Origin of the sequence: Thioalkalivibrio sp. ALE23, assembly GCF_000378545.1 — a bacterium.
Classification (GTDB): domain Bacteria; phylum Pseudomonadota; class Gammaproteobacteria; order Ectothiorhodospirales; family Ectothiorhodospiraceae; genus Thioalkalivibrio.
In genome coordinates this window covers 108,786-131,605 of sequence record NZ_KB900031.1, presented here as the reverse complement: position 1 = coordinate 131,605, position 22,820 = coordinate 108,786, and the positions used below count along the sequence as shown (strand labels likewise).

The following is a 22,820-nucleotide window of genomic DNA, read 5'->3' as shown; positions in this document are numbered from 1 at the left end:
GGGATGACCATCAAGTCCGACCGCTGGATCCGTCGCATGGCCGAGGCCGAGGGGATGATCGATCCCTTCGAGCCCGGCCAGATCCGTTATCGCGACGACGAGCGCATCGTCTCCTACGGTACGTCCAGCTACGGCTACGACGTGCGTTGTTCGGATCACTTCAAGATCTTCACCAACATCAACTCGAGCATCGTCGATCCCAAGGGTTTCGACGAGGGCAGCTTCGTCGACGTGCATGCCGACGTCTGCATCATCCCGCCCAATTCCTTCGCGCTCGCGCACACGGTGGAGTACTTCCGCATCCCGCGCGACGTGCTGACCATCTGCCTGGGCAAGTCGACCTATGCCCGCTGCGGCATCATCGTCAACGTGACCCCGCTGGAACCCGAGTGGGAGGGCCACGTGACGCTGGAGTTCTCCAACACCACGCCGCTGCCGGCCAAGGTGTATGCCAATGAAGGCGTGGCGCAGATGCTGTTCCTGCAGTCGGACGAGGAGTGCGAGACGTCGTACAAGGACCGCGGGGGCAAGTACCAGGGCCAGCGCGGGGTCACGCTGCCGCGCACCTGAGGCCGGCCGGCGTCAGCGCTCCAGCGCGAAACGCCGCTCGGCCAGCTCGTAACCCAGGTCGATCATCTCCCGCGCGCGGTGGAAGTCGAACACCCCGCAGGCATTCACGGGCACCTCGATCAGGTGTTCGGGGTTGTAGGCGGCCACGCGGAAACGCGCGATGCTGCCCTGCATGGCCTCGATGGAATGCGAGACCATGTCGATCATTCCCAGCGCCCGCGCCTCCTGTTCCCGGCTCAGCTGCGGGTCCGCCTCGTCCAGGCCCAGACGCCCCTGCCAGTCCTGCAGCCAGGAGCCGATGCGGTCGGGCAGCACGTCGCGCGCGCTGCGCAGGCCGTCGCGCAGGCGAGTGGCGGCGGAATCCCCCTGATGGTCTCCGGGCGAACTGCGTTTCGGACCCAGACGCTCGTCCACCCGTCCGTTGAGACTGACCGCGATGGTGACGTCGCTGTCGTCGTACAGGGTCGGAGCGATGGGGACCGGGTTGAGCAGGCCGCCGTCCACCAGCAGCCGCCCGTTCAGGCGCACCGGGGTGAATACCGTGGGGATGGCGATGGACGCGCGAATGGCGTCGAACAGCGCCCCCTCGTTGAGCCACACCTCGCGCTCGCGTTCGATGTCCGTGGCCACCGCGGTAAAGCGGATGGGCAGATTGCGGATGTCGGTATCGCCCAGCATCTCGCGGAGCTTCTCGACCAGGCGTTCGCCGCGGAACAAACCGGCCCCGGAGAACGAGAAATCCAGCAGTCGCCAGACGTCCTGGCGCCGCAGGGTGCACACCCATTCCTCGTAGGTGTCCAGCTGCCCGGCCGCATAGATGCCGCCGACCACCGCCCCCATGGAGGAGCCGGCAATCGTCCGGATCTCGTAGTTTGCATGGTCTTCCAGCCAGCGGATGACCCCGATCTCGGCGAGACCGCGAGCGCCGCCGCTGCCGAGGACGAGCGATACCGTTCTGGGGGCGATCCTGTTGGAACTAGCCAAGGGTCAGGGCGTTCTTGACTGCGGTTATGCTGAACGTCTCCATGTCTTCGGACATGCGCAGGATCGCTGGCAGCTGGCTCACTCCCTGACGTCCGCGGGGGATGGCGTAGTGCCGGACGCCCTCCTTGATGGGGGTCAGTTCCTCGAACTCGAGGTAGACGGAGTAGCGCCGGTTGCGCTTCTGCAGACGGATCGCCTCGATATAGCAGTCAAAACGGTTCTTGCGGATTCGCTCCTGAACTTCTTCGGCGGTTTCCGGCTTGCGAAAGCCCCGTAGCATGGTCTCCATCCAGTGCTGATAGAAGCGGCGCGAACGTTCTTCCCGGGCCTGGGCCTCCTGCAGGCGTTCGCGCAGGGCCAGTTCCTGGTCTTCGGCCTGTTTGAGAAGTTTGTTCAACTCGCTCTGGAATTCCTCCAGCTCCTTGCGTCCCTCCGCGTCGTCGGCACCGGCATCGACCGAAAAAATATGCGTGCGCATTTTCTCCAGCAGGCGCAGCATGGAGATCACGCGGAGATCCAGCTCGTCGGTCTTGCGGCTCCAGCGGGCCGCCGAATCCATGCCGAAGTCCCGGACCTCGCCCGCCAGTTCGATCAGCAGGCGCCGCAGGCTCATGTACAGGTAGTCGAAATCGTCCGGCGTGCTGGCCTCCTCGCGAAGCAGTCGGTCCATCTCCCGGAGAATCTCGTTTGCTACCGCCTTCTCGAAGTGCATCACCCGCCGCGTGATGGCGTGGTCCAGTGACGAGGTGCCCGGGTCGATGGGTTCGCGCAGCATCGGGGCCAGATAGTCGTGCTGGGCCTTCCACAACTCCTCCACCGCCGCGACGATGTTGCCGCTCAGCTTGCGTTGCAGCGTGACCATCCGGGTCAGGGTGAATTGCACGACTTTCTGGACATTTTCCTTGTCCAGGCTCTCGTGCTTCGCCGGTATGACCGCCGCGTTGAAGTGGACGAAGCGGTCGCCCGTGACTTCCTCGCGCAGGAAGCGGCGTACCGAGAACGGGTTGAGATGGTCGCCCTCCGTGGGAGCGATCAGGTAGATGGTGGTGGCTGTCCGTACGATGTCGCACTGACGCGTACGCGCCTCCGGAGCGACGACGTCCCGGATGAAGGGGTGCGGGTCTTCTTCCAGCGTGGTGACCGGAAGGGTCCGGAACCGATAGCCGAGCAGCTGGTGCTTCAGGAACACCTCGATGGTGTAGCGCTTCACGTTGGCAGCACTGATCCCGCGATAGTTGCGGCCCACGGTGAACGATGCCCGGCGCGTCAGCTCGACCAACCGGAACAGGTAGGCGTCGCGCAGGGCCTTTTTCTGTTTCTGCAGGGCCAGGTCGTCGCCGGTATCGAATTCGTCCAGCAGGGACAGCGAACCTTCCAGGTGGTCGGCGAAGGCCTCGGGCGTCTCGGCGCTGTCGATATCCTCCTGAGCCTGTTTCAGGCGGGCGCCAATATCCCGCAGTTCCGGGCTGGAGGTATTGTTGAAGGCCTGCTCGAAGGTCAGCGGCGGTTCGTACTCCAGCTGTTTCAGTTTGGCGTTGTAGCGGATCCCCTTGGGTTCCAGGTATTGATGAAACGCGTATTTTCGCTCGTTTTCACCGAGCTGACGAAGGTTGGCCTCCAGGCGTTTCTTCCAGTCCGGATCCGCGATGGGATCCAGCTCCATCAGCTCGCGGATGATGCCCTCGGGCAGTTCCAGCCGGTCCGCGGCGAAGACGCGCTGCCGGTCATCGGTTTTCTGCTGTTCCGCGAGGGCTTCACTCATGCTCTTCCATCTCCATGGTTCGGTCCAGCTGCGGGACGGCGTCGCTTGCTCCGACGGTCTCCTGCATCTGTTCGGTATCGACCCCGAGTTCTTCGAGGCGCTCGGCGTAGGGGTTCACCCCGGCTTCCGGATCATAGGTCGGTCCGGCCGACTCCGACTCCGCCATCTCCGGAGAAATGATGGATGAGGGGGTCTCGGGGTCTTCGTCCGGGGGAGCGAGTTCCGGGCCCCAGAGGCTGTAGCCTCCGCCGACCAGGGCGACGGTCAGCAAGACCAGTGAAACTCGTCCTGGCAAGATAGGCCGCGTGTGGTAGCCGGGCCCTTCGTGCGTCGTGTCGGCGTCGGGTCTTCCGGCTGGTACTGCGGGTGATTCCGCGGCGGGTGCGCGCCGGCGTGGTGCCGGCCGGGGTCGGGTATCGTCCATCACGTGCCCGCAGGCGATGCAGGTCTGTCGCGCGGCTTCCTGGCGTTCGCCGCAGTGCGGACACTGGCGCATTTCCCGGAAGCCGGCATCGCTACCGAACAACGGCGTGGCTTCGTCCTCGCCGTCCGTGCTGTCTTCCGCGGTAGCCATATCGCAGTGGATGCCGTTGCGTTCCAGTCGCTGGACCAGGTGTTTTGCCTCTGCGGGGTCAGCAAAGGACGCGATTTGCGCGCCGGGGTCACACAGGATTTCCTCGGCGCGCGCCCGAGGCGGCCCGCCGTGGGGCGACGGATCCGCGTGGATCGACAGGGCCCGTTCGAGGGTGCGCAGTGCCGGTTCGCGGTCGACGCGGTCGTTGAGCCCGGCAAAGCGGACGATGGTCCGGGTGTCTGGCATGATCTGTCCGTAGAATGCGGTCGGGTCAATACCCAGAAGAACAGGCAGGTTGAATCATTGCACGCCAGAAGATGTGACGCAAATCTCGTTCAGGACCCCTTAAGCAGGTAATCCTGCAGCGCAGTGGCCTGTTCTCCGGCCGGTTCCTCGACGCGGATCTGCCAGACCGCGGCGGGGTGGTCCGGGCTCCAGTCGCTGAACACGATCAGCCCGGCGTACGGGCCGGATCCGGTGATGCGGCCGTGGATCAGGCGTCCCTCGGAGTCGGCATCCAGCCGCACGGAGAACTCCGGGGCGGGCGCGGGAAGCGTCCAGGAACCGTCGCGGCCGTGTTCGCGAAAGCCCTCGCTGGAGGGCACCGCCGCATCGCCGAAATGTCGCTGCAGCAGCGGCACCGCCAGGCGGTGCGGCAGGCCCAGAACGGTTTCCACGCCGGCGCGCCCCCGGTCCACCGCGCGCGCGGCAGTGTCCAGCGGATTCCTGCGACGGAACGGATTGCGCAGCCAGCGGATCATCACGCCGGTATGATCAGGCAGCCCGGCCGGCGCTGCAAATGGACACAGCTTTCGCCCCGGCCCCCTGGCATCCGGCCGGCAGGGTCGCTACGGTGAGGTGGCTACAGGCCACACCAACGTGCCAGGAGGTCCTTATGGGTTTTGCGCTGTCCGACATGCAGCTCACCAGCCCGGAGTTCGAGTCGCGCGGGAAGATCCCGGCGCGCTACACCGGCGAGGGCGAGGATGTCTCCCCGCCGCTGGCGTGGCGCGGCGCCCCCGAGGGCACCCGCGGGTTCGCAATCCTCTGCCACGATCCCGATGCCCCGCTGATCAAGCCCGGGTCCTACGGTTTCGTGCACTGGGTGCTGTACAACCTGCCGCCCGATGTGACCGAGCTGGAAGCCGGGACCTCGCTGGGGACCAACGGGCACACGGACTTTGACCGCAACGGCTACGGCGGGCCGATGCCGCCGGGCGGTCATGGGGTGCATCACTATTTCTTCTGGGTCATGGCCCTGGATGCCGATCTGCAGGCCCCGCCCGGGCTGACCATGGAGCAGTTCCTGGAACGCGCCGAACCGCACGTGATCGGCATGAACCGGCTGGTGGGCACCTACACCCGCGACTGATTCAGTCGAACTGCGAGTCGCCGCGCAGGGCCGAGGCCAGGGTGCCGGTCATGCGGTCGAAGCGGCGCTCCAGGTCCACCCGCCAGTAGCCTTCCCGCTCGCCCGTCTCGGGCTGCGGGCTGGCGGGGTCGACGCGTACATGGCGTCCGCCAGTGGTGCGCATGTGCTCGATGAACCGCAGGGCGTTGGCGCGCTCGCGGAAGCGGCAGCGATAGTGCTGGCCGACATGGCCGGTCTGCTCGCTGGAGGCGACCGCGTCGTCCATGCCTTCGAGGAAAGCGCGCCCGAGGGCGCGCTCGATCTCCGGGTCGCCGGTACGTCCGTGCTCGGTCAGGAAGACCGCAAGCCGCATCAGTCGGTGGGTGAAGTATTCCGCGGGCAGGTCCAGCAGCTGCCCGCTGCAGACACGGATGTCGTTGATGCAGGAACGGCCGGTCACGAACTTGGCGCGCACGCCGTTGTCCTCGGCCTTGAGCACCAGCCCCTCCACGCCGCGCGCGTCCAGTTCCAGGATCCGATGGCGCAGGGCCTCGAGCTCGTCGGGGTGGAACACACCGTGCTGCGCCGGCTGCGGCAGGCCATGGCGTTCGATCCGGCGCTGCTTGTCGGCATGCGGCAGGAAGCCCGCGTGATCGCGGCGCATCATGTCGAATACGAACAGCCCGATGTCGTCCTCCACCTGGGCGCTGGTGCCCTCCATGTACGGGGTGTCGGGCCCGGCGATCTCGGCGCACAGGATCAGCTCCGGGTCCTCCTCGAACACCTGCGGGTCGACGAAATCCGGTACCCGGTCGGTGGCGAACGGGCACACGAATCCGCCCCGCGAGAACGCGTAGATCGCGTCGCCCTCGCGCAGGATGCGCACGTTGAAGCCGTCGATCTTCTCCTCGGCCCGGAACGGGCCGTCGAACTGGCGCGGCAGGCCGGCGGCCAGCGACTGGATGCGGGCGATGGACGGGTAGCCGGGCAGCACGCGCCCGTCGGGCAGCACCACGCTGCCGCGCGGAAAGCCATCCACACTCTCCAGCAGGCGGTGGGAGGTCAGGTCCGCGAACTGCTGCTCGCGGGCGCGGCCCTGTTCCAGGGCCTGTTCGAGGGTTGCGGCGTCCATGCCTCAGTGTATCGCCCCGGCCGCGGGCGCGTACATTGCGCCGGCACGCCTCAGCCCGGGCCGTTGCCGGCGAGGGCGTGCAGGGCGGTCCCGCGCTCGTGCGCCCGGGCCGCCTGGCCGGCCAGGCGGCGGGCGAGGCTGATGATGCGCAGCTGGCGGTCCATCTCCGCCATCGACAGTGCGCCGAAGGTGCCCTCGCGCAGCAGCGCCGCCTTGAGTTCCTGATAGGCGGCTTCAACGTCCTCCACCGCGCGGGACACCTCCTCCGCGGGTGTGCCGGCCGTCTCCTCGTCGGCCTCCAGGCGGGCCCAGTCCAGGGCGCGGATCACGCGGCCCTGCCAGGCACGGCGACGCGCGGTCATCTCCGCAGTGGAGTCGTCGCTGGCGTTACGGCGCAGTTCGGCGATCTCGGCGGCGCGCGCGGCGATGTCCTGATGGTAGCGGGCGACCCGCACCGCCTCGGCGATGCCTTCGGCCGTGGCGTCCGCCATCGACACCCGCCCGGCGCGGTTGGCGAACTCGCCGATGGCCTCCACCAGTCGTTCGACGACATCGAGCCGCTGACGCAGGCCCGATTCGGACGGCGGGGTCTCGGCGAGGGCGTCGCGCGCCATGCGGTAGGCCAGTTCGCCGGCGCGGTCGACCTCCATGGTGAGTGACTGCAGGGCCAGCTCCGGGACCCGGGCGCTGCTGTCGTCGAGGTGGCGGGGACGTGCCTCGTCCAGATCCGCGCCGCCGAAGTGCCGCTGCAGCCGCCGGATCATCGGTCGGGCCAGCGGGATCATCAGGATCACGCCGAGCACGTTGAATGCGGTGTGGAACAGGGCCAGCAGCATGGCCGGGGCGGGGGCGGCCTCCGGTCCGCCCCAGATCCATTCGATGGCGGCAAGGAACCACGGCAGCATCAGCAGGGCCACGATCGCGGTCAGGCCGTTGAACAGTACGTGTGCGGCGGCCACGCGCTTGGCGTTGGCGGTGGCGCCGATCACCACCAGCACCGCCTTGACCGTGGTCCCGAGGTTGGAGCCGATGACCGCGGCGGCGGCCGCCTCCAGCGGGATCGCGCCGCTCATGGCGGCGGTCAGGGCCATGGCCATGGCCGCCGACGAGCTCTGCATGGCCAGCGTCAGCAGCATGCCGATGGCGACCATGATCACCAGGCCGAGGAAGCCGGGGCGCGCCAGTGCCCCCAGGTCCACGGTGTCGCCGAGATCCACGAAAGTGACCCGCAGCACGTCGATGCCGAGGAACAGCAGGCCGAACCCCGCCAGCGCGAGCCCCAGGTAGGGCAGGCGCGCGCCGCGGGTGATGATGTACATCAGTGCGCCGGCCCCGATCGCCGGCAGGGCAAAGGCCTCGATGCGGATCTCCAGCCCGAGGATGGACACCAGCCAGCCGGTCACGGTGGTGCCCACATTGGAGCCGAAGATGACCCAGACCGACTGGCCCAGGGTCAGCAGGCCCGCGTTGGCGAAGCCGATGATCGCCAGGGTGACGGCGCTGGAGGACTGCACCAGCGCGGTCACGCCCACGCCGGTGGCCAGCGCCCGGCTGCGGCTGCGGGTCCAGCTGCCGAGGATCCGGCGCAGGGCCTTGCCCCCGGCGGTGCGCAGACCGTCGGTGAGCAGGTGCATGCCGAGCAGGAACAGCCCCAGACCGCCGAGGAAACCGGCGATCAGCGCCAGGGCGCCGGTGTCGGGGGCTCCGGTCATGGGTGTACCCCGGTGCCTGTTCCCGAGCCCTTTTCCGGGCCCGGGGCCGGGCGGCGGCTACAGCTCGATGGTGTCGCCATAGTCCGGGATGCGGGCGTCCAGGTCGCGTTCGCGCATCACCTGCGCCAGGGCCTCGCGCGCGGCCGGTTCGCCGTGGACCAGATGGAAGACCGGTCGGTCGCGGAAGCCGGCGGCCCAGTCGACGAGCCGGGACTGGCCGGCGTGCGCGGAGAGCCCGCCCAGGGTATGCACATGGCCCTTCACCGCGATGTCGTCGCCGTGGATCCTGACCGAGCGGGCGCCGTCCACCAGCTGGCGGCCGAGGGTCCCGGCGGCCTGGAAACCGGCGATCACGAGATGCGTGCTGCGTCGTTCGAGGTTGTATTTCAGGTGGTGGCGGATACGGCCGCCGTTGCACATTCCGGCGCCGGCGATGATGATCGCGCCGCCGGAGATGCGGTTGATGGCCATGGATTCTTCCACCGTGCGGGTGAACTCCAGCGGCGGGAGGTATTCCCGCGGGTTCCCGTTGGCCGCCTGATGCAGCCGCTCCAGGTCTTCCGCGTTCAGGGACTGGCGGCAGCGCGCGTAGAGCTCGGTGACGCGGATCCCCATCGGGCTGTCGAGAAAGATCTTCTGCTGCGGCACCCGTCCGGCGTGGTGCAGCATGCCCAGGTGGTAGAGGATTTCCTGCGTGCGTCCCACGGCGAAGGCGGGGATCAGTACGTTGCCGCCATCGTCCCAGGCCTCCTGCAGGATCTGCGCGAATTCCTCGATGGTTTCTTCCAGCGGGCGGTGGTCGCGGTCGCCGTAGGTGCTTTCCAGCAGTACGTGGTCGGCCTGCTCCGGCCGTGCGGGCTCGTTCATCAGCACCGACTCGGGATTGCCGAGGTCGCCGGAGAAGACCAGCCGCCGCTCGCGGCCGCCGGAGGGCACCACCAGCTCGACGATGGCGGCACCCAGGATGTGCCCGGCGTCGTGGAAGGTCAGGCGCGACCCGTCTTCCAGATGTCGGGGCTGGCCGTAAGAGACCGGTTCGCACAGTTCGAGCGTGGTCTCCACGTCCTGTTCGTCGTACAGCGGCTCCAGCAGCTCGCGATCGTTGCGCGCGCGTAACTTGTTTTCCCCCTCGATGTCCTTCGCCATCACGAAGGCCGAGTCGCGCAGCATGATGTCGAGCAGTTCCAGCGTCCCCGGCGTGCAGTAGATCGGGCCGCGGTAGCCGTCGCGCACCAGTTTCGGCAGCAGGCCCGAGTGGTCCAGATGGCCGTGCGACAGGATTACGGCGTCGGTGTTCGCCGCCACTTCGGCCAGCGATGCGCGGTTGTGTTCGTCGGCGTCGCTGCCGCCCTGCTGCATGCCGCATTCGAGCAGGTAACGGGCGTGGTCGGTGTCGATGCGATAGCGCGAACCGGTGACCTCGCCGGTGGCGCCCTGAAAGGTAAGCTGTGCCATGCCGCGCAGTGTACCGGCTTTGGCGGGGCGGTCGCAGGGGTCAGTCGTCGTCTTTCAGCAGCCGCTCGATCTGCTCCGGCTTGAGCCCGGCCACTCCGCGCAGTGGCAGCACCAGCCCGAGGCCGCGCCCGTGCGCGGAGAGCCGCAGTTCGGTGTCCAGCGTGGTGCGCAGACGTTCGGCGTGGCCGGTCTCCAGTACCGCGAGCAGCAGGGTGCGGGCCCCCTCGTAGTGCAGGCTGAGGATGCGCGGATGGTGGTCGGTGGTGGCGTTGCGCGCATCCAGCAGGGTGAGCCCGGCGCCGCCGCCCCGGCGCACGATCTCCACCGCCGCATCGCGATCGGCGTCGGGGAACATCACCGCCAGCAGCGACAGCGGCAGTCCGGCGGCCGGCGGGGGCGGCGCGTGTCCGGGCGCGCCCGGGGCCTGCGGGCGGGCATTGGCCATGTCCAGCAGCGCATCGGTGTCGTCGGAGGCCTCCAGGGTAAAGGCCAGGCCGTTATAGGGCTGCAGCAGGTCCAGTTCCAGGTTCAGCCGCCGCGCGATGCGTTCACCGCGTGCCGGATCGGTCTTCCAGATGCACACCGATTCGAGTCCCTGGTAGGTCACGCCGAAAAAACGCATGTGCTCCGGAAAGCCGATGCCGAAGCCCTCGTGCAGCGACGGTTTCGGCGCGCCCTCCTCGGCGGCGATATGCACGGCGCGTTCCTCCAGATCGCCGGCAATCACGGCGACGAGCAGGACGGGTGAAGGCTCGGTCATGGCTCCCTCCGGGTGGCCGCGTACGGGCGGTTCGCCGCATGATAACGCAGGGGAACGAAAGGAGAACGGCATGCTGGATCCGTTTGTATCCGAGTCGGGCATGGTCGAGATCCCGGATGCCGGGGTACTGTCGGCAGGAGGGACGGCCGATGTCGGCTGGACGCTGGACTGGAACAGCCCCGAGGCCCGCCATCGCGAATGCCTTTATCTCCCGCGCCTGGACCCCGAACGGGATCTCTGGCCCGCCGGCGATGGTTCCGGCCTGAGCGGAAGTTCGCCGGGCGAGGTCGGCGAATGGCCGGCGGCGTCCCTGGTACCCGCGGCCGATCCCGCAGGGGTCGTGGAGTTGCCGCCGGCGGCCTTCAACCGGCGGTTGCGGCGCCACCGGGTGGTCGAGCCGCGGGCCGGAAGGTTCTATCCGCGGGGGTTCATCGCCGGACATGCCGGGATCGAGAAAGGGGACCGGACCCTGTTTCGCGTGGGGGCCCTGGAAGATGACCGCCTGCTGGCGGACCTGAACCACCCCCTCGCGGGGCGCGAGCTGCGTCTGACCGGTCGGCTGCTGGGGATACATCCCGAAAGCCGCGAGGGGGCCGCGGTCGACGTGACCGGGCGACTGACCGAACGCGGGCCCGGGATGCAGGCCCGCTGGCGCGGCGTGCCGACGGATTTCTGGAGCGGCGGCGCCTGCGAGCGGGAGGATCCGGCGGACGACGCGGCGTTCTACGCCCGGCCGCGCATGGTCCACCATCTGGATGCCACCGCGCGCGCCGGGGTGGCGGCACTGTACGCCGCGCTGCTGCCGCCGGGCGCACGGGTCCTTGATCTCATGGCGAGCTGGGCATCGCATCTGGACGGGGTTGCCGAACCGGAGGCGGTCGTCGGTCTCGGCATGAACCGGGAAGAGCTGGCCGCGAACCCGCTGCTGAACCAGGCCCTGGTGCAGGACCTGAACACCCGTCCCGGCCTGCCGTTCCCGGCGGACAGCCTGGACGCCGTGGTCTGTACCGCTTCGGTCGAGTATCTGACCCGGCCCGGCGCGGTCTTTGCCTCGGTGCGGGAAGTCCTGCGGCCGGGTGGCGTGTTTGTGGTGACGTTTTCGGATCGCTGTTTCCCCACCAAAGCGATTGCGGTCTGGGAACGGCTGTTCGACTTCGAGCGCATGGGGCTGGTGCTGGACCGGTTTCTGGAGGCGGGGTTCGCGGACCTGGCCACGTTCAGCCTGCGTGGCCTGCCGCGGCCCGCGGACGATCCCTACGCCGGACGCCTGGATCATGCCGATCCGGTGTTTGCGGTCTGGGGCACAAGTCCCCACGGGGACTCTCTGAACCGGTAAACTGCACCCTGATTCGAGATGCCCGCGCTGGCGGGCCGGCACCGACGGGGAGCGCATGGCCGCAAGCAAGGCCAAATCCACAGGCAAGGGGCAGAAATCCGGCGCGAAGACGGGGTCGAAGTCCGGCCCGAAGTCCGGCCAGGGCGCGGCGCCGTCGACGCCGCCCACGCTCAGCGGGCAGCTGCTGCGCGGGCTGCGCGAAGGCGCGCTGCTGATCTTCGGCATGCTGGCGCTGTACCTGCTTGTGGCCCTGGTGACCTATCACCCGGGTGACGCCGCCTGGTCGACCACCGGCGACGGCGGCGGCACCCGCAACCTGGGCGGGACCACCGGCGCGTGGTTCGCGGATATCGCCTTTCATCTTCTGGGGTATCTCGCCTTCCTGATCCCGCTGGCGGTGGCCGGCATCGGCTGGTGGCTGTTCCGTCACCGGCGCGATGCGCGCATGGCCAGCGCCCTGGAGATCGGCGTGCGCGGCGCGGCCCTCGTGGTGGCGCTGATCGCAGGTTCGGCGCTGGCGGCCCTGCACCTGCTGCCGGGTGGCATGCCGGTGCACGCCGGCGGGATCCTCGGCGACCTGTTCGGGGGCTGGGCGGTCGCCGGGCTGGGCCTGGTCGGCGGTACGCTGGTACTGCTGGCGCTGTTCCTTGCCGGGGTCACGCTGTTCACCGGGCTGTCGTGGTTTGCGCTGATGGATGGTCTGGGGCGTGCGCTGGTGCGCGGCTGGGAGGCCGCGAGGGCGCGGCTGGAGCTGGCGCGCGATCGCCGCATCGGCCGGCAGCAGCGGGCCGGGCGCGAAGAACGCGTGGAGAAAGAGCGCAAGCGTACGGCCGACCGTCCGCCGAAACGGGTGGAGCCCAAGGTCGAGGCCCCGCCGCCCAGCCCGCGGGTGGAGAAGGAAAAGCAGGTCCCGCTGTTCACCGCCGGCGAGGGCGCCGATCCGATCCCGCCGCTGGGCCTGCTGGACGAACCCCCGGCGGCCTCCGAGGGGCATTCGGAAGAGGCGCTGCAGGCACTGTCGCGCCAGGTCGAGCTCAAGCTGAAGGACTTCGGCGTGGAGGTCGAGGTGGTTGCGGTGCAGCCGGGGCCGGTGATCACCCGCTTCGAACTGCAGCCGGCCCCGGGGGTCAAGGCCTCGCGCATCTCCGGGCTGTCCACCGACCTCGCGCGTTCGCTGTCGGTGATCGCGGTGCGCATCGTCGAGGTGATCCCCGGGCGTTCCACGGTGGGCCTGGAAATCCCCAACGACAATCGCGAGATCGTCGCCCTCAGCGAGATCCTGCGTTCGGAGAAATTCGACTCCGGCAAGTCGCCGCTGACCATGGCCCTGGGCAAGGACATCGGCGGCGCGCCGGTGATGGCCGATCTGGCGAAGATGCCGCATCTGCTGGTGGCCGGCACCACCGGTTCCGGCAAGTCGGTGGGCGTCAACGCGATGCTGCTGTCGCTGCTGTACAAGGCCACCCCGGAAGAAGTGCGGCTGATCCTGATCGACCCCAAGATGCTGGAGCTGTCGGTCTACGAGGGCATCCCGCATCTGCTGTGCCCGGTGGTCACCGACATGAAGGACGCCTCCAACGCCCTGCGCTGGGCGGTGGGCGAGATGGAACGGCGCTACAAGCTGATGTCGGCGCTGGGAGTACGCAACATCGGCGGTTTCAACAAGAAGGTGCGCGACGCGCGCGCCGCCGGCGAGCCGCTGAAGGATCCGCTGTTCGACCCGGCGCAGTCGGTCACCGCGACCGAGGCGCCGGAGCTGGAGCCGCTGCCGTTCATCGTGATCGTGGTCGACGAGTTCGCCGACATGATGATGGTGGTGGGCAAGAAGGTGGAGGAGCTGATCGCGCGCCTGGCGCAGAAGGCACGCGCGGCCGGGCTGCACCTGATCCTCGCCACCCAGCGCCCGTCGGTGGACGTGATCACCGGCCTGATCAAGGCCAACATCCCCAGTCGCATCGCCTTCCAGGTGTCGTCGCGGGTGGATTCCCGCACCATCCTCGACCAGATGGGCGCGGAGCACCTGCTGGGTCATGGCGACATGCTCTATCTGCCGCCGGGCAAGGCGATGCCGGAGCGCGTGCATGGCGCGTTCGTGGGCGACAACGAGGTGCACCAGGTGGTGGAGTACCTCAAGTCCACCGGCGAACCCGACTACAACGAGGCGATCCTCGACGAGCCGGAGGCCGGCGCGGCGGCGATTCCCGGGCTGGAATCGGGTGACGGGAACGAATCGGAGTCGGATCCGCTCTATGATCAGGCGGTGCAGATCGTCACCGAGTCGCGCAAGGCCTCCATTTCCTACGTACAGCGACGGCTGAAGATCGGCTACAACCGCGCCGCGCGGATCGTGGAGGACATGGAGACCGCCGGACTGGTCAGCCCGGTGCAGTCCAACGGCAATCGCGAGGTGCTGGTGCCCGATCGCTCGAACGAGTGAGGTGCACGGCCTCGTTCACTGCGGATTAAGCTGTCGCCGCGCAATCTGTTGATCCGAGTTTCCCTGACGGAGATCGCATGAACCCGCGTCCCCCGAGTTTTGCCACTGGCCCGCTGCGCGGGTCTTCCATGCTCGCCGGCTTGCTGGCGGCACTGCTGCTCCTGTTCGCCGCGCCGGCGGCTGCGACCGATGATGCCCGCCTGGCGCTGGAACGTTTCATGGCCGGCCTGGAGACGTTCTCCGCGGAGTTCACCCAGACGGTCAGTGACGAGACCGGCTTCACCCTGCAGGAATCCGAAGGGGTGATGCATCTGGGGCTTCCCGACCGGCTGTACTGGGAGGTGCGCGAGCCGTTCCCGCAGGTGGTGGTGTCCGATGGCCGTGAACTGTGGACGTTCGAACCGGATCTGGCGCAGGCCACGGTGCGCCCGCTGGGCGACGCGCTGGAGGCCACGCCGATCGCCGCCATCAGCCAGCCGGATCGGCTGGAGGCGCACTTTCGCACGATGATCCTGCCGGTGCCGGATGGCGAGGCCCTGCGGCTGCTGCTGCTGCCGCGCGACGAGCATGCGGATTTCGTGCGCATGATGCTGGATCTGACCCCGGACGGCGACCTGGTGCGCATGCAGTTCGAGGACCTGTTCGGGCAGGTCACCGACGTGCGGTTCAGCGCCAGCGAGCGCAACCCGGAGCTGGATCCGGACACCTTCCGCTTCGAGGTGCCCGACGGGGCCGACGTCTACCGGCCCTGACCCGTTCCCGGCGGGGTTACAATCCCGGCATGAGTGACGACCTGTTCGACAACGACCTGTTCGGGGACGATCCCGCCGGCGGCCCGGAGGCCGACCCGCCGGCCCACCCGTCATCGCAGTCCGCAGCCGCGGCAACGACCGTGGATCCCGCCGCCCCGCTGGCCGAGCGCATGCGCCCGGCGCGGCTGGACGAGATGGTGGGGCAGGATCACCTGGTGGGCGCGGATGCCGCGCTGCGCCGCGCGATCGAAAGCGGTCAGACCCCGTCCATGATCCTGTGGGGGCCGCCCGGCTGTGGCAAGACTACGCTGGCGCGGCTGGTGGCCGAGGCCGGCGCCCAGCGGCTGGTGACCCTGTCGGCGGTGCTGGCCGGAGTGAAGGACGTGCGTGCGGTGGTGGATGCGGCGAAGACCCGGCGGCGCAACGGCGTCGGCACGCTGCTGTTCATCGACGAGATCCACCGCTTCAACAAGGGGCAGCAGGACGCGCTGCTGCCGCATATCGAGGACGGCACGCTCACGTTCGTGGGGGCCACCACCGAGAATCCGTCGTTTGCGCTGAACAGCGCGCTGCTGTCGCGGGCGCGGGTGTATCGCATGGAGGCGGTGGGGGCGGAAGCGGTCGAGTCCCTGATCGAGCGCGCCCTGGAGGATCCGGAGCGGGGCCTGGGCGGCCGCGGCCTGACACTGGATGCGGAGGAGCGTCAGCGCCTGGCGCGGGCCGCGGACGGGGATGCCCGGCGTGCCCTGAACTGGCTGGAGACCGCCTCCGACCTGGCCCGCGACGGGGCGATTACCGGAGACGCCCTGCGCGCGGTCATGGGCGCGCAGTCCCTGGCCTTCGACCGCCAGGGCGATGCCTTCTACGATCAGATCTCCGCGCTGCACAAGTCGGTGCGCGGTTCCGACCCCAACGCGGCGGTGTACTGGCTGACCCGCATGCTGGATGCCGGCTGCGATCCGGACTACCTGGGCCGGCGGCTGCTGCGCATGGCCTACGAGGACATCGGCCTGGCCGCAGTCGGGCTGGGCGCGCGGGTGCTCGCGGCCTGGCAGACCCTGGAACGCCTGGGCCGGCCGGAAGGTGACCTGGCGCTGGTGCAGGCGGTGATCGAACTGGCCGCCGCACCCAAGAGCAACAGTGCCTACGTTGCGCTGAACCAGGCGCGCGCGGCGATCCGCGAGACCGGGAGCCCGGGCGTGCCGCTGCATCTGCGCAACGCGCCGACCGAGCTGATGCGCGCGGAAGGCTTCGGGGCCGGGTACCGCTACGATCACGACGAGCCCGATGGCTTCGCCCGCGGGCAGGTCTACCTGCCGGAGGGTCTGGAAGACGAGCGCTTCTACAGCCCGCGCCGGGACGGCACCGAGCGCGCGCTGGCGGAGCGCCTGGACCGTCTGCGCGACGCGGGCGGAAACCCCGGCGGGGAGGGCTGACCGGGTTGCGCATCCGGCATCACAAGCGGTGGCTGACGGTGGCGGCGATCCTGTTCGGTGTGTCGCTGGCGTGGATCCTGCTGACCACCGAGTGGCCGAGCCTTGGCTTCCCGCTGGGCGAGGTGGAGGCCTGGCTGCGGGGCTGGGGTGCGGGTGCCTATCTGGTGTTCGTGCTCGCCTTCATGCTGCTGGCCCTGTTCCCGCTGCCCAGTACCTTCTGGATCCTGCTGGGCGGGGCCCTGTTCGGCCCCTTCACCGGCGCCGCCCTCAGCCTGCTGGCAGCGACCCTGGCGGCGGTCATTGCCTTCCTGCTGGCGCGTACCTGGCTGCAGCCCTGGCTGGCCCCGCGCATGGGCCCGCGCAGCTCGCGGCTGCGCGCCGATGTGGAGGCCGAGGGCTGGCGGGTCGTGGCCCTGACCCGCCTGGTGCCGGTGTTTCCGTTCGCCCCAACCAATTACGCCCTGGGGCTGGTCCGGCTGCCGCTGCCGGTCTTCGCGCTGACCACCATGGTCGCCCTGATCCCCAGCCTGTTCGCCTATGCCTGGCTGGGGCACGCCACCCGGGAGATCGCCAGTGGCGCCGACAGCGGGGTACAGCTGGGTCTGGCCCTGCTCGCGGTGCTGGCGCTGTTGCTGTTGCTGCCGCGCCTGGTGCGCCGCATCTGGCTGGGCCAGAAGACACTGCACACCGAGGCGCCAATGACTTCAGTGTCTCCCTCAGACCCAGGCGAGCAGGACCCCGATGCCCAGGGCGAGGAACAGCAGGGCGGCGAGCGCGCGTAACAGCCGCAGGGGCAGGTGGCAGGCGAAGCGCTGGCCCAGCCACACCACCGGGGCATTCGCGAGCACCATGCCGATGGTCGAGCCGATCACGACCAGGATCAGGCTGTCGAAGGTCGCGGCCAGCGCGCCGGTGGCGACCTGGGTCTTGTCGCCCATCTCGACCAGGAAGAACAGCACCGTGGTGGTCCAGAACACGCCGTGTTTCGACGCGGCCGGCAGCTCGTCCTCGCCATCCGGGACCAGTACCCAGGCGGCCATCACGATGAACCCGATCCCCAGACCCCAGCGCAGCCAGTCCTCCGGGATGCTGGCGCCGATCCACACGCCCGCCAGCGCGGCCAGGAAGTGATTGGCCAGCGTGGCCACCACGATGCCCCAGATGATGGGCCAGGTCTGCTGGTAGCGGCAGATCAGGAGCAGGGCGAGGAGCTGGGTCTTGTCGCCCATCTCGGCGATGGCGACGATGACGGTAGAGACGAGCAGGGCTTCCATGACGGTCTTCCGGGCCGGGTGGGTGGGCAAGACACGTGACATCGCACCACCCACCCGGCCACGGATCGGGGCGCCATGCCACAGGTCTCGCGGGGCCCGGTGCCGCATCGGCGGCGGGGCTGTCTGCACCACGGTCCTCCGGGCGGAGGATCGAATCTGTTGATGCAGACCCCGGTGAGGCAAGGCCACCCGGGTCGCTACTCCCCTGAAGCTGGCAGGACTCTAGTCATCCCGGTCCGCGCGGGCAAGGACGATCGCGGCTCCGGGCTGCGCCGCCGCCGGGGCTTGGGTAGCATGCGCGCGATGAAACGCTTCCTTTACTGGGTCGATCGGGCCCCCCTTTGGCTGTTCGCACTGCTGGTTGCGACCGTCGGCCTGGCCCCCTGGATCCCCGAGCCGCATGTCGCGGAGAAACTGCGCTGGCTGTTTGCCGGGGAACTTACCCGGCCACTCGATGTGCTCGACCTGGTCGTCCATGCCGTGCCCTGGCTGTTGATGGCGTTCAAGCTCTATCGCAACAGTCTCACCACGAAGGGCGCCCCCTGAGCCGATTGTTTCTCCCTGGCTTGTGGGAAATCGACGCGCCGCTTGCCGGCCGCTACCGATTTCGCACCTTTTCAACCCCGGGAGACTCCCATGCGCTTTATTGTTGCCGTCACCGCCGGTACCGACGACCCGACCCGCGCCACGCTTGGCATGATTGCCGCCAATGTGGCCAAGCAGCAGGGCCACGACGTGACCGTCTGGCTGCAGGGCGAGGCCGTGAACATCGCCAACCGCAACGTGTACGACAAGATCGTCGGCCATAACATGCCGGCAATGAAGGACATCGTGGATTCGCTGGTGAGTGAAGGCGTTCCGTTCTGGGCCTGCGAGGCCTGCGCCAAGGGTCGCGACGTCGGCGAGCACAACTTCCTGCCGAACGCCGAGATGGCCGGCATGGGCCACTACGTCCAGGCCGTCGCCGAGTTCGACCGCTCCATGAGCTTCTGATCGGCCGTGCCGTTCCGCGGGCGGGGCGTGATGCCCCGCCCGTTTTTGTTTGTACCCCCGCTGTCAGTCGGTCGAACTGGCACATCGCATGCTTGTTTGTTCCGGGAGTGATTCACGGACGACGAGCATGACCCAGAACACATCCCCGAATTTTTCCCTCGAAGAGTCCATTGGCGATTTCCTGGTCGCCTCGCGCAAGTGCGAGGTGGTGAGCCTGGAGCGCCTGCTGGAGGCGGTGCAGCTGGTCGGGCGCATCCGCGCGCTGGTGCATGCCCTGCAGCGCGAGCGCGGGGCCTCCAGCCTCTGGATCGGGTCCGGCGGCCAGCGCTATACCCGCGAACTGGAGCAGTACCGGGCCGAATCGGACGCCGCCGCGGCCGCGTTCCGCGAGCACCTGGATGGCTGGCTGGCCCCGGACGCCTGCGCCCATGGCCGCAGTCGGCTGCTGGGGCGCATGGCGCTGGCGCTGCATGGCCTGTCCGGCCTGGGCAGCCTGCGCGAGGAGGTCCTGGAGCTGACCCTGAGCCCGATGGACTCGACCCGCGGCTTCAGCGAGCTGATTCGCGCCCTGATGGCCCTGGTGTTCGAGGCTGCGGATTCGGCGACCGATCCCGAGGTCTCGCGGGCCCTGGTGGCCCTGCTGAACTTCATGCAGGGCAAGGAACTGGCAGGGCAGGAGCGCGCGATCGGGGCCGCCGGGTTTGGCGCCGCGAACTTCGAGCCCGAACTGCGCCAGGCGCTGGTCCATCGGATCGATGCCCAGGAACGGGCGTTCCGCATCTTCTCCGAGTTCGCGGCACCGGCGGCCTGTGCCGCCTGGCGCGAGCTGCAGACGGCGGCCTTCGCCGCCGACATCGAGCGTCTGCGCCGCCGGGCCTGTACCGAGGCCTCAGGGCACCACGACCCCGCCCGGGCCGAGGAATGGTTTGCCTGTACCACCGCGCGCATCGACGCGATGAAGGAGATCGAGGATCTGCTGGAGATGCACCTGAACGAGTGCTGCTCGGCACGCATCACGGCGGATCGCGCGGACCTCGGCGCGGTGCGTGACCGGGTCGCGCAACTCGCCGAGTCGGAACTGCGCGACAGCGTCCCGTATGCGGTGTTCTTCGGCGCGCCGGAGGGCCTGGAGCCCGCGCAGGAGGAGGGCGATGCCGCACTCAACGTACCGATCGTCGGACACTCGGTGATGGACTTGGTGCAGCGCCAGGCGGCCCGGCTGCAGTCGGTGGAGGATGAACTGCATGCGGCACGCCAGGCCCTGGCCGAGCGCAAGACCATCGAGCGTGCCAAGGCGCTGCTGATCCAGCACCGCGGCCTCAGCGAGGACCAGGCCTACAAGCTCCTGCGCCAGACGGCGATGAACCAGAACCGGCGCCTGGCCGAGGTCGCCGAGGCGACCGTCGCGATGTCCGACCTGCTGGGCAAGGGCGGCCTGTAGCTAACTCCCCGGGAAACGGATGCCGGCCCTGTGGGAGCGGGCTTGCCCGCGAAGCACCTGCCAGTGTCCGCGACTGGCAGGGGCTTCGCCGCCAAGGCGGCTCCTACAGGTAGTGCACCAGCGCGGTTCATCTGCACCGCCGGTGTGCCCCAGGGTGGTGCCGCTTGCGAGTGATATTCCCCTGCGAAGATTCGATTGAGTACCGGGAACCGTCCGATTTTTCCGCGTCAGGATAGGCTTTGCGCCCTATCGGTCGATCAGCAACGGCTAATTGGCACACCTCCTGCAGGAATACCGGCAAGACGAGCCAACGGCGGTTCGTCGCCTGACAACAGGGAGACCCGACGACCGGGCCTCCCACGGGACTGGACAAAGGCGTCCATCACCCGGCTGCAAACGCGGCCGGGCTGATAGGACGCCTTTTTTCGTTTTTGGGATGTGTTTGCTGACAAGGGGAGTGAACCCGCAATGACCGATCACACGAATGACACGAAAAAGACCTCCGGCCTGTCGCGCCGGCGTTTCCTTCAGGCCGGCGGCGTTCTGGCAGGGGGCGCCGCCTTGGGGATGCATCCGGATTTTTTCCGGTCGGCGGCCTATGCCGGGGGATCCGAAGGGCTGGAAAAGACCAAGCTCGAGTTCGGATTTATCCCCTTGACGGATTGTGCTCCGCTCGTAGTCGCCCAGGAGAAGGGATATTTCGCTCGCCACGGGCTCGACGTCCATGTGGCCAAGGAGGCTTCCTGGGCCAATATTCGCGACAAGGTCTCCGTTGGGAGCCTGGATGGCGGGCACATGCTGGCGGGGATGCCGATCGCCGCGACGCTGGGCGTGGGTGCTACCCAGCGCAACACCATCACGGGGTTCAGCATGGACCTCAACGGCAACGCGATTACCGTTTCCAACGAGCTCTACGACCGGATGGTCGAGGCCGATCCGGAGGCTATGAACGAACGGCCGATTTCCGCGCGCGCCCTGAAGAAGGTCATCGATGCCGACCAGGCAGCGGGCCGTGCCCCGATGACCTTCGCCATGGTTTTCCCCGTATCCACGCATAACTATGAACTGCGCTACTGGATGGCCGCTTCCGGGATCAACCCGGATCGGGATGTCCGCCTGGTTGTGATCCCGCCACCCCAGATGGTGGCCAACCTGCGCGCGGGCAACATGGATGGCTACTGCGTCGGCGAGCCCTGGAACATGCGTGCGGTGGACATGGGTATCGGCAAGACCCTGGTCACCAACTACGAGATATGGAACAACAATCCGGAGAAGGTGTTTGGCGTACTGGAGAGCTGGGCGGAAGAACACCCGAATACGCACCAGGCAGCGTTGCGGGCCTTGATCGAGGCCAACGAGTGGATGGACAAGCCCGAGAATCGCGAAGAAGTGGTGCGCATCATTTCGGGCCGCCGTTTTGTCAACGCCCCTGAACACGTAGTGGCCATGTCGATGACGGGGACGCTCCAGTTCAATCCGGACGGAGACCCCGAACCCTTCCCGGACTTCAATGTGTTCCACCGTTACGCGGCCAGCTTTCCGTGGCGCTCGCATGCGGCCTGGTTTGTCACGCAGATGGTTCGTTGGGGGCAGCTGGAAGAGCCTGTGGATATGCGTGCGGTGGCCGAAAAGGTCTATCGCCCCGAACTGTATCGGCAAGCGGCTGCAGAAGTGGGCGTCGCCTATCCCGAGATCGACTGGAAGACGGAAGGCACACGCAATGAACACTGGACCCTGGAGGCGGCCTCCTCGCCGATCGAGATGGGCCCTGACCGGTTCATTGATAACCGCGCCTATGACCCGGATGACCTTGTCGGCTATGTCGACGGTTTCGATGTACACAGTCGCAAGGTCGCCCTCGATGACCTCGCCGACGTCAACGGCTGAGGGAGGCCCACCATGTCCACCAATTACGCCGATATGCAACTGGCGGTTGAACGCGAGAACGACAAGGACGCCGAAGGTCGAACGGAGGCCGCCGCTGGCCGGGAAACCAAACCGGCGGAACGCAACGACACCGCCGGGGCGATCGAATCGGCACACGATGACCGATTCGAGGTGATGGCGGATATGTTCCAGCGCTGGATTCCTGTGCTGGCACTCCCGCTGATTGCGTTCGGAATGCTGCTGGGGGGCTGGGCCTGGCTGCAGTCGACGGTCTCGCCGGACCTCCCGACGCCCGGGCAAGTGTGGGCCGAGGCCGTCTACCTGCTAAGCGATCCGTTCTACGACTACGGTCCGAACGACATGGGGATCGGCTGGCAGGTGATGTATTCCCTTGGCCGCGTCCTGGCGGGCTTCGGCCTGGCAGCACTGGTCGGCATTCCGCTGGGCTTGATGATGGGCGCTTCGCTCTCGATGCGCCGCGCCATTAGCCCGGTCGTGCAGCTGTTGCGTCCCGTGTCCCCGCTGGCCTGGCTGCCGCTCGGTCTGCTGGTGTTCCAGGCGGTCAATCCCTCCGCGATCTTCGTGATCTTCATCACCAGCATCTGGCCGATCCTCATCAATACCGCGGCCGGGGTCCAGGCCATCCCGCGTGACTACACCAACGTATCCCAGGTGCTCCGTCTCGGGCGCCTGGAGGCGGCGCGCAAGATCCTGATCCCCGCAACCATGCCCTACATCCTCACCGGCATGCGGTTGGCGCTGGGGATTGCCTGGATGGTGATCGTGGCGGCCGAGATGCTCACCGGCGGGGTCGGCATCGGATTCTTTATCTGGGACGAATGGAACAACCTCAATGTCGCTTCGATCATCGTGTCGATCTTCGTGATCGGTCTTGTGGGCATCGCCCTGGACGCTGGGGTGGGCCTGATCAAGAAACGCTTCGACTACGCGCCCGCGTAAGGAG

Annotated in this window: 21 protein-coding genes; 12 read left to right on the top strand and 9 right to left on the bottom strand. The window is 68.0% G+C overall.

Annotated elements, in window-relative coordinates:
* The first annotated feature begins 3 nt into the window (after nucleotides 1-3).
* Nucleotides 4-570, top strand: coding sequence for a dCTP deaminase (gene dcd, locus F573_RS0100645; protein ID WP_018871181.1), 567 nt, complete (start codon nucleotides 4-6; stop codon nucleotides 568-570).
* Between the two features lie 12 nt (nucleotides 571-582).
* On the opposite strand, the gene F573_RS0100640 is transcribed toward dcd, so the two are convergent.
* The 4 genes from F573_RS0100640 to F573_RS0100625 form a co-directional block, all read right to left on the bottom strand.
* Nucleotides 583-1,554: a patatin-like phospholipase family protein gene (locus F573_RS0100640; protein ID WP_231384377.1), complete on the bottom strand. Its 972-nt coding sequence runs from the start codon at nucleotides 1,552-1,554 to the stop codon at nucleotides 583-585.
* Nucleotides 1,547-3,316: a hypothetical protein gene (locus F573_RS0100635; protein ID WP_019021068.1), complete on the bottom strand. Its 1,770-nt coding sequence runs from the start codon at nucleotides 3,314-3,316 to the stop codon at nucleotides 1,547-1,549. The genes F573_RS0100640 and F573_RS0100635 overlap by 8 nt, the downstream gene beginning before the upstream one ends.
* Nucleotides 3,309-4,136, bottom strand: a complete 828-nt coding sequence (locus F573_RS0100630) for a hypothetical protein (protein WP_019021067.1) — start codon at nucleotides 4,134-4,136, stop codon at nucleotides 3,309-3,311. Before F573_RS0100630 ends, F573_RS0100635 begins: the two co-directional genes overlap by 8 nt.
* An 89-nt stretch (nucleotides 4,137-4,225) precedes the next feature.
* Nucleotides 4,226-4,651 carry a hypothetical protein gene (locus F573_RS0100625; RefSeq protein ID WP_019021066.1) on the bottom strand — a complete coding sequence of 142 codons (426 nt, stop codon included), beginning with the start codon at nucleotides 4,649-4,651 and terminating at the stop codon, nucleotides 4,226-4,228.
* A gap of 134 nt (nucleotides 4,652-4,785) precedes the next feature.
* On the opposite strand from F573_RS0100625, the gene F573_RS0100620 reads away from it, so the two are divergent.
* A complete protein-coding gene (locus F573_RS0100620; protein ID WP_018871184.1) occupies nucleotides 4,786-5,262 on the top strand; it encodes a YbhB/YbcL family Raf kinase inhibitor-like protein in 477 nt (158 codons plus the stop codon).
* A gap of 1 nt (nucleotide 5,263) precedes the next feature.
* Here F573_RS0100620 and F573_RS0100615 read toward each other — a convergent pair whose 3' ends face one another.
* Genes F573_RS0100615 through F573_RS0100600 form a run of 4 tightly spaced genes read right to left on the bottom strand, consistent with a single transcriptional unit; the run spans nucleotide 5,264 to nucleotide 10,300 of the window.
* The gene (locus tag F573_RS0100615) at nucleotides 5,264-6,373 is read right to left on the bottom strand and encodes an RNA ligase (protein ID WP_019021065.1); all 1,110 of its coding nucleotides are present in this window, start codon (nucleotides 6,371-6,373) and stop codon (nucleotides 5,264-5,266) included.
* Nucleotides 6,374-6,423: 50 nt separating this feature from the next.
* Nucleotides 6,424-8,085, bottom strand: a complete 1,662-nt coding sequence (locus F573_RS0100610) for a Na/Pi cotransporter family protein (protein ID WP_019021064.1) — start codon at nucleotides 8,083-8,085, stop codon at nucleotides 6,424-6,426.
* Between the two features lie 57 nt (nucleotides 8,086-8,142).
* The gene (locus tag F573_RS0100605; protein WP_019021063.1) at nucleotides 8,143-9,540 is read right to left on the bottom strand and encodes an MBL fold metallo-hydrolase RNA specificity domain-containing protein; all 1,398 of its coding nucleotides are present in this window, start codon (nucleotides 9,538-9,540) and stop codon (nucleotides 8,143-8,145) included.
* A 40-nt stretch (nucleotides 9,541-9,580) separates the two neighbouring features.
* Nucleotides 9,581-10,300, bottom strand: a complete 720-nt coding sequence (locus F573_RS0100600; protein WP_019021062.1) for a hypothetical protein — start codon at nucleotides 10,298-10,300, stop codon at nucleotides 9,581-9,583.
* Between the two features lie 70 nt (nucleotides 10,301-10,370).
* Here F573_RS0100600 and F573_RS0100595 point away from each other — a divergent pair, with 70 nt between their 5' ends.
* From F573_RS0100595 to F573_RS0100575, 5 genes are all read left to right on the top strand, one after another.
* Entirely contained in the window at nucleotides 10,371-11,636 is a 1,266-nt protein-coding gene (locus tag F573_RS0100595) for a methyltransferase domain-containing protein (RefSeq protein WP_019021061.1), read from the top strand.
* Nucleotides 11,637-11,691: 55 nt separating this feature from the next.
* Nucleotides 11,692-14,073: a DNA translocase FtsK gene (locus F573_RS0100590; protein WP_019021060.1), complete on the top strand. Its 2,382-nt coding sequence runs from the start codon at nucleotides 11,692-11,694 to the stop codon at nucleotides 14,071-14,073.
* A gap of 128 nt (nucleotides 14,074-14,201) precedes the next feature.
* Nucleotides 14,202-14,825 carry an outer membrane lipoprotein chaperone LolA gene (lolA, locus tag F573_RS0100585; RefSeq protein ID WP_019590591.1) on the top strand — a complete coding sequence of 208 codons (624 nt, stop codon included), beginning with the start codon at nucleotides 14,202-14,204 and terminating at the stop codon, nucleotides 14,823-14,825.
* Nucleotides 14,826-14,854: 29 nt separating this feature from the next.
* Nucleotides 14,855-16,261 carry a replication-associated recombination protein A gene (locus tag F573_RS0100580; RefSeq protein ID WP_019021058.1) on the top strand — a complete coding sequence of 469 codons (1,407 nt, stop codon included), beginning with the start codon at nucleotides 14,855-14,857 and terminating at the stop codon, nucleotides 16,259-16,261.
* A gap of 5 nt (nucleotides 16,262-16,266) precedes the next feature.
* The gene (locus F573_RS0100575; RefSeq protein ID WP_019021057.1) at nucleotides 16,267-17,043 is read left to right on the top strand and encodes a TVP38/TMEM64 family protein; all 777 of its coding nucleotides are present in this window, start codon (nucleotides 16,267-16,269) and stop codon (nucleotides 17,041-17,043) included.
* Here F573_RS0100575 and F573_RS0100570 read toward each other — a convergent pair.
* A complete protein-coding gene (locus F573_RS0100570; RefSeq protein ID WP_018876967.1) occupies nucleotides 16,978-17,535 on the bottom strand; it encodes a TMEM165/GDT1 family protein in 558 nt (185 codons plus the stop codon). The genes F573_RS0100575 and F573_RS0100570 overlap by 66 nt on opposite strands.
* A 303-nt stretch (nucleotides 17,536-17,838) precedes the next feature.
* Between F573_RS0100570 and F573_RS0100565 the strand changes: the two genes are divergently transcribed.
* From F573_RS0100565 to ntrB, 5 genes are all read left to right on the top strand, one after another.
* Nucleotides 17,839-18,081 (top strand): hypothetical protein, encoded by a 243-nt coding sequence (locus F573_RS0100565; RefSeq protein WP_019590155.1) that lies wholly within the window; start codon nucleotides 17,839-17,841, stop codon nucleotides 18,079-18,081.
* 90 nt (nucleotides 18,082-18,171) lie between these two features.
* Complete coding sequence (locus F573_RS0100560) at nucleotides 18,172-18,528, top strand: DsrE family protein (RefSeq protein ID WP_017941855.1); 357 nt, start codon at nucleotides 18,172-18,174, stop codon at nucleotides 18,526-18,528.
* A 127-nt stretch (nucleotides 18,529-18,655) separates the two neighbouring features.
* Nucleotides 18,656-19,969: a nitrate regulatory protein gene (locus F573_RS0100555; RefSeq protein ID WP_018876965.1), complete on the top strand. Its 1,314-nt coding sequence runs from the start codon at nucleotides 18,656-18,658 to the stop codon at nucleotides 19,967-19,969.
* Nucleotides 19,970-20,437: 468 nt separating this feature from the next.
* On the top strand, nucleotides 20,438-21,856 hold the full coding sequence (locus F573_RS0100550; RefSeq protein WP_019021055.1) for a CmpA/NrtA family ABC transporter substrate-binding protein: 1,419 nt from the start codon (nucleotides 20,438-20,440) through the stop codon (nucleotides 21,854-21,856).
* Nucleotides 21,857-21,868: 12 nt separating this feature from the next.
* Nucleotides 21,869-22,816, top strand: a complete 948-nt coding sequence (gene ntrB / locus F573_RS0100545; protein ID WP_019021054.1) for a nitrate ABC transporter permease — start codon at nucleotides 21,869-21,871, stop codon at nucleotides 22,814-22,816.
* Nucleotides 22,817-22,820 lie beyond the last annotated feature (4 nt).

What these genes read in the sequence shown, in the direction of transcription:
- dcd (WP_018871181.1), top strand. Translation starts at nt 4, where the DNA reads ATGACCATCAAGTCCGACCGCTGGATCCGTCGCATGGCCGAGGCCGAG.
- F573_RS0100635 (WP_019021068.1), bottom strand. Translation starts at nt 3,316, where the DNA reads ATGAGTGAAGCCCTCGCGGAACAGCAGAAAACCGATGACCGGCAGCGC.
- F573_RS0100630 (WP_019021067.1), bottom strand. Translation starts at nt 4,136, where the DNA reads ATGCCAGACACCCGGACCATCGTCCGCTTTGCCGGGCTCAACGACCGC.
- F573_RS0100625 (WP_019021066.1), bottom strand. Translation starts at nt 4,651, where the DNA reads ATGATCCGCTGGCTGCGCAATCCGTTCCGTCGCAGGAATCCGCTGGAC.
- F573_RS0100620 (WP_018871184.1), top strand. Translation starts at nt 4,786, where the DNA reads ATGGGTTTTGCGCTGTCCGACATGCAGCTCACCAGCCCGGAGTTCGAG.
- F573_RS0100615 (WP_019021065.1), bottom strand. Translation starts at nt 6,373, where the DNA reads ATGGACGCCGCAACCCTCGAACAGGCCCTGGAACAGGGCCGCGCCCGC.
- F573_RS0100610 (WP_019021064.1), bottom strand. Translation starts at nt 8,085, where the DNA reads ATGACCGGAGCCCCCGACACCGGCGCCCTGGCGCTGATCGCCGGTTTC.
- F573_RS0100605 (WP_019021063.1), bottom strand. Translation starts at nt 9,540, where the DNA reads ATGGCACAGCTTACCTTTCAGGGCGCCACCGGCGAGGTCACCGGTTCG.
- F573_RS0100600 (WP_019021062.1), bottom strand. Translation starts at nt 10,300, where the DNA reads ATGACCGAGCCTTCACCCGTCCTGCTCGTCGCCGTGATTGCCGGCGAT.
- F573_RS0100595 (WP_019021061.1), top strand. Translation starts at nt 10,371, where the DNA reads ATGCTGGATCCGTTTGTATCCGAGTCGGGCATGGTCGAGATCCCGGAT.
- F573_RS0100590 (WP_019021060.1), top strand. Translation starts at nt 11,692, where the DNA reads ATGGCCGCAAGCAAGGCCAAATCCACAGGCAAGGGGCAGAAATCCGGC.
- lolA (WP_019590591.1), top strand. Translation starts at nt 14,202, where the DNA reads ATGCTCGCCGGCTTGCTGGCGGCACTGCTGCTCCTGTTCGCCGCGCCG.
- F573_RS0100580 (WP_019021058.1), top strand. Translation starts at nt 14,855, where the DNA reads ATGAGTGACGACCTGTTCGACAACGACCTGTTCGGGGACGATCCCGCC.
- F573_RS0100570 (WP_018876967.1), bottom strand. Translation starts at nt 17,535, where the DNA reads ATGGAAGCCCTGCTCGTCTCTACCGTCATCGTCGCCATCGCCGAGATG.
- F573_RS0100565 (WP_019590155.1), top strand. Translation starts at nt 17,839, where the DNA reads ATGAAACGCTTCCTTTACTGGGTCGATCGGGCCCCCCTTTGGCTGTTC.
- F573_RS0100560 (WP_017941855.1), top strand. Translation starts at nt 18,172, where the DNA reads ATGCGCTTTATTGTTGCCGTCACCGCCGGTACCGACGACCCGACCCGC.
- F573_RS0100555 (WP_018876965.1), top strand. Translation starts at nt 18,656, where the DNA reads ATGACCCAGAACACATCCCCGAATTTTTCCCTCGAAGAGTCCATTGGC.
- F573_RS0100550 (WP_019021055.1), top strand. Translation starts at nt 20,438, where the DNA reads ATGACCGATCACACGAATGACACGAAAAAGACCTCCGGCCTGTCGCGC.
- ntrB (WP_019021054.1), top strand. Translation starts at nt 21,869, where the DNA reads ATGTCCACCAATTACGCCGATATGCAACTGGCGGTTGAACGCGAGAAC.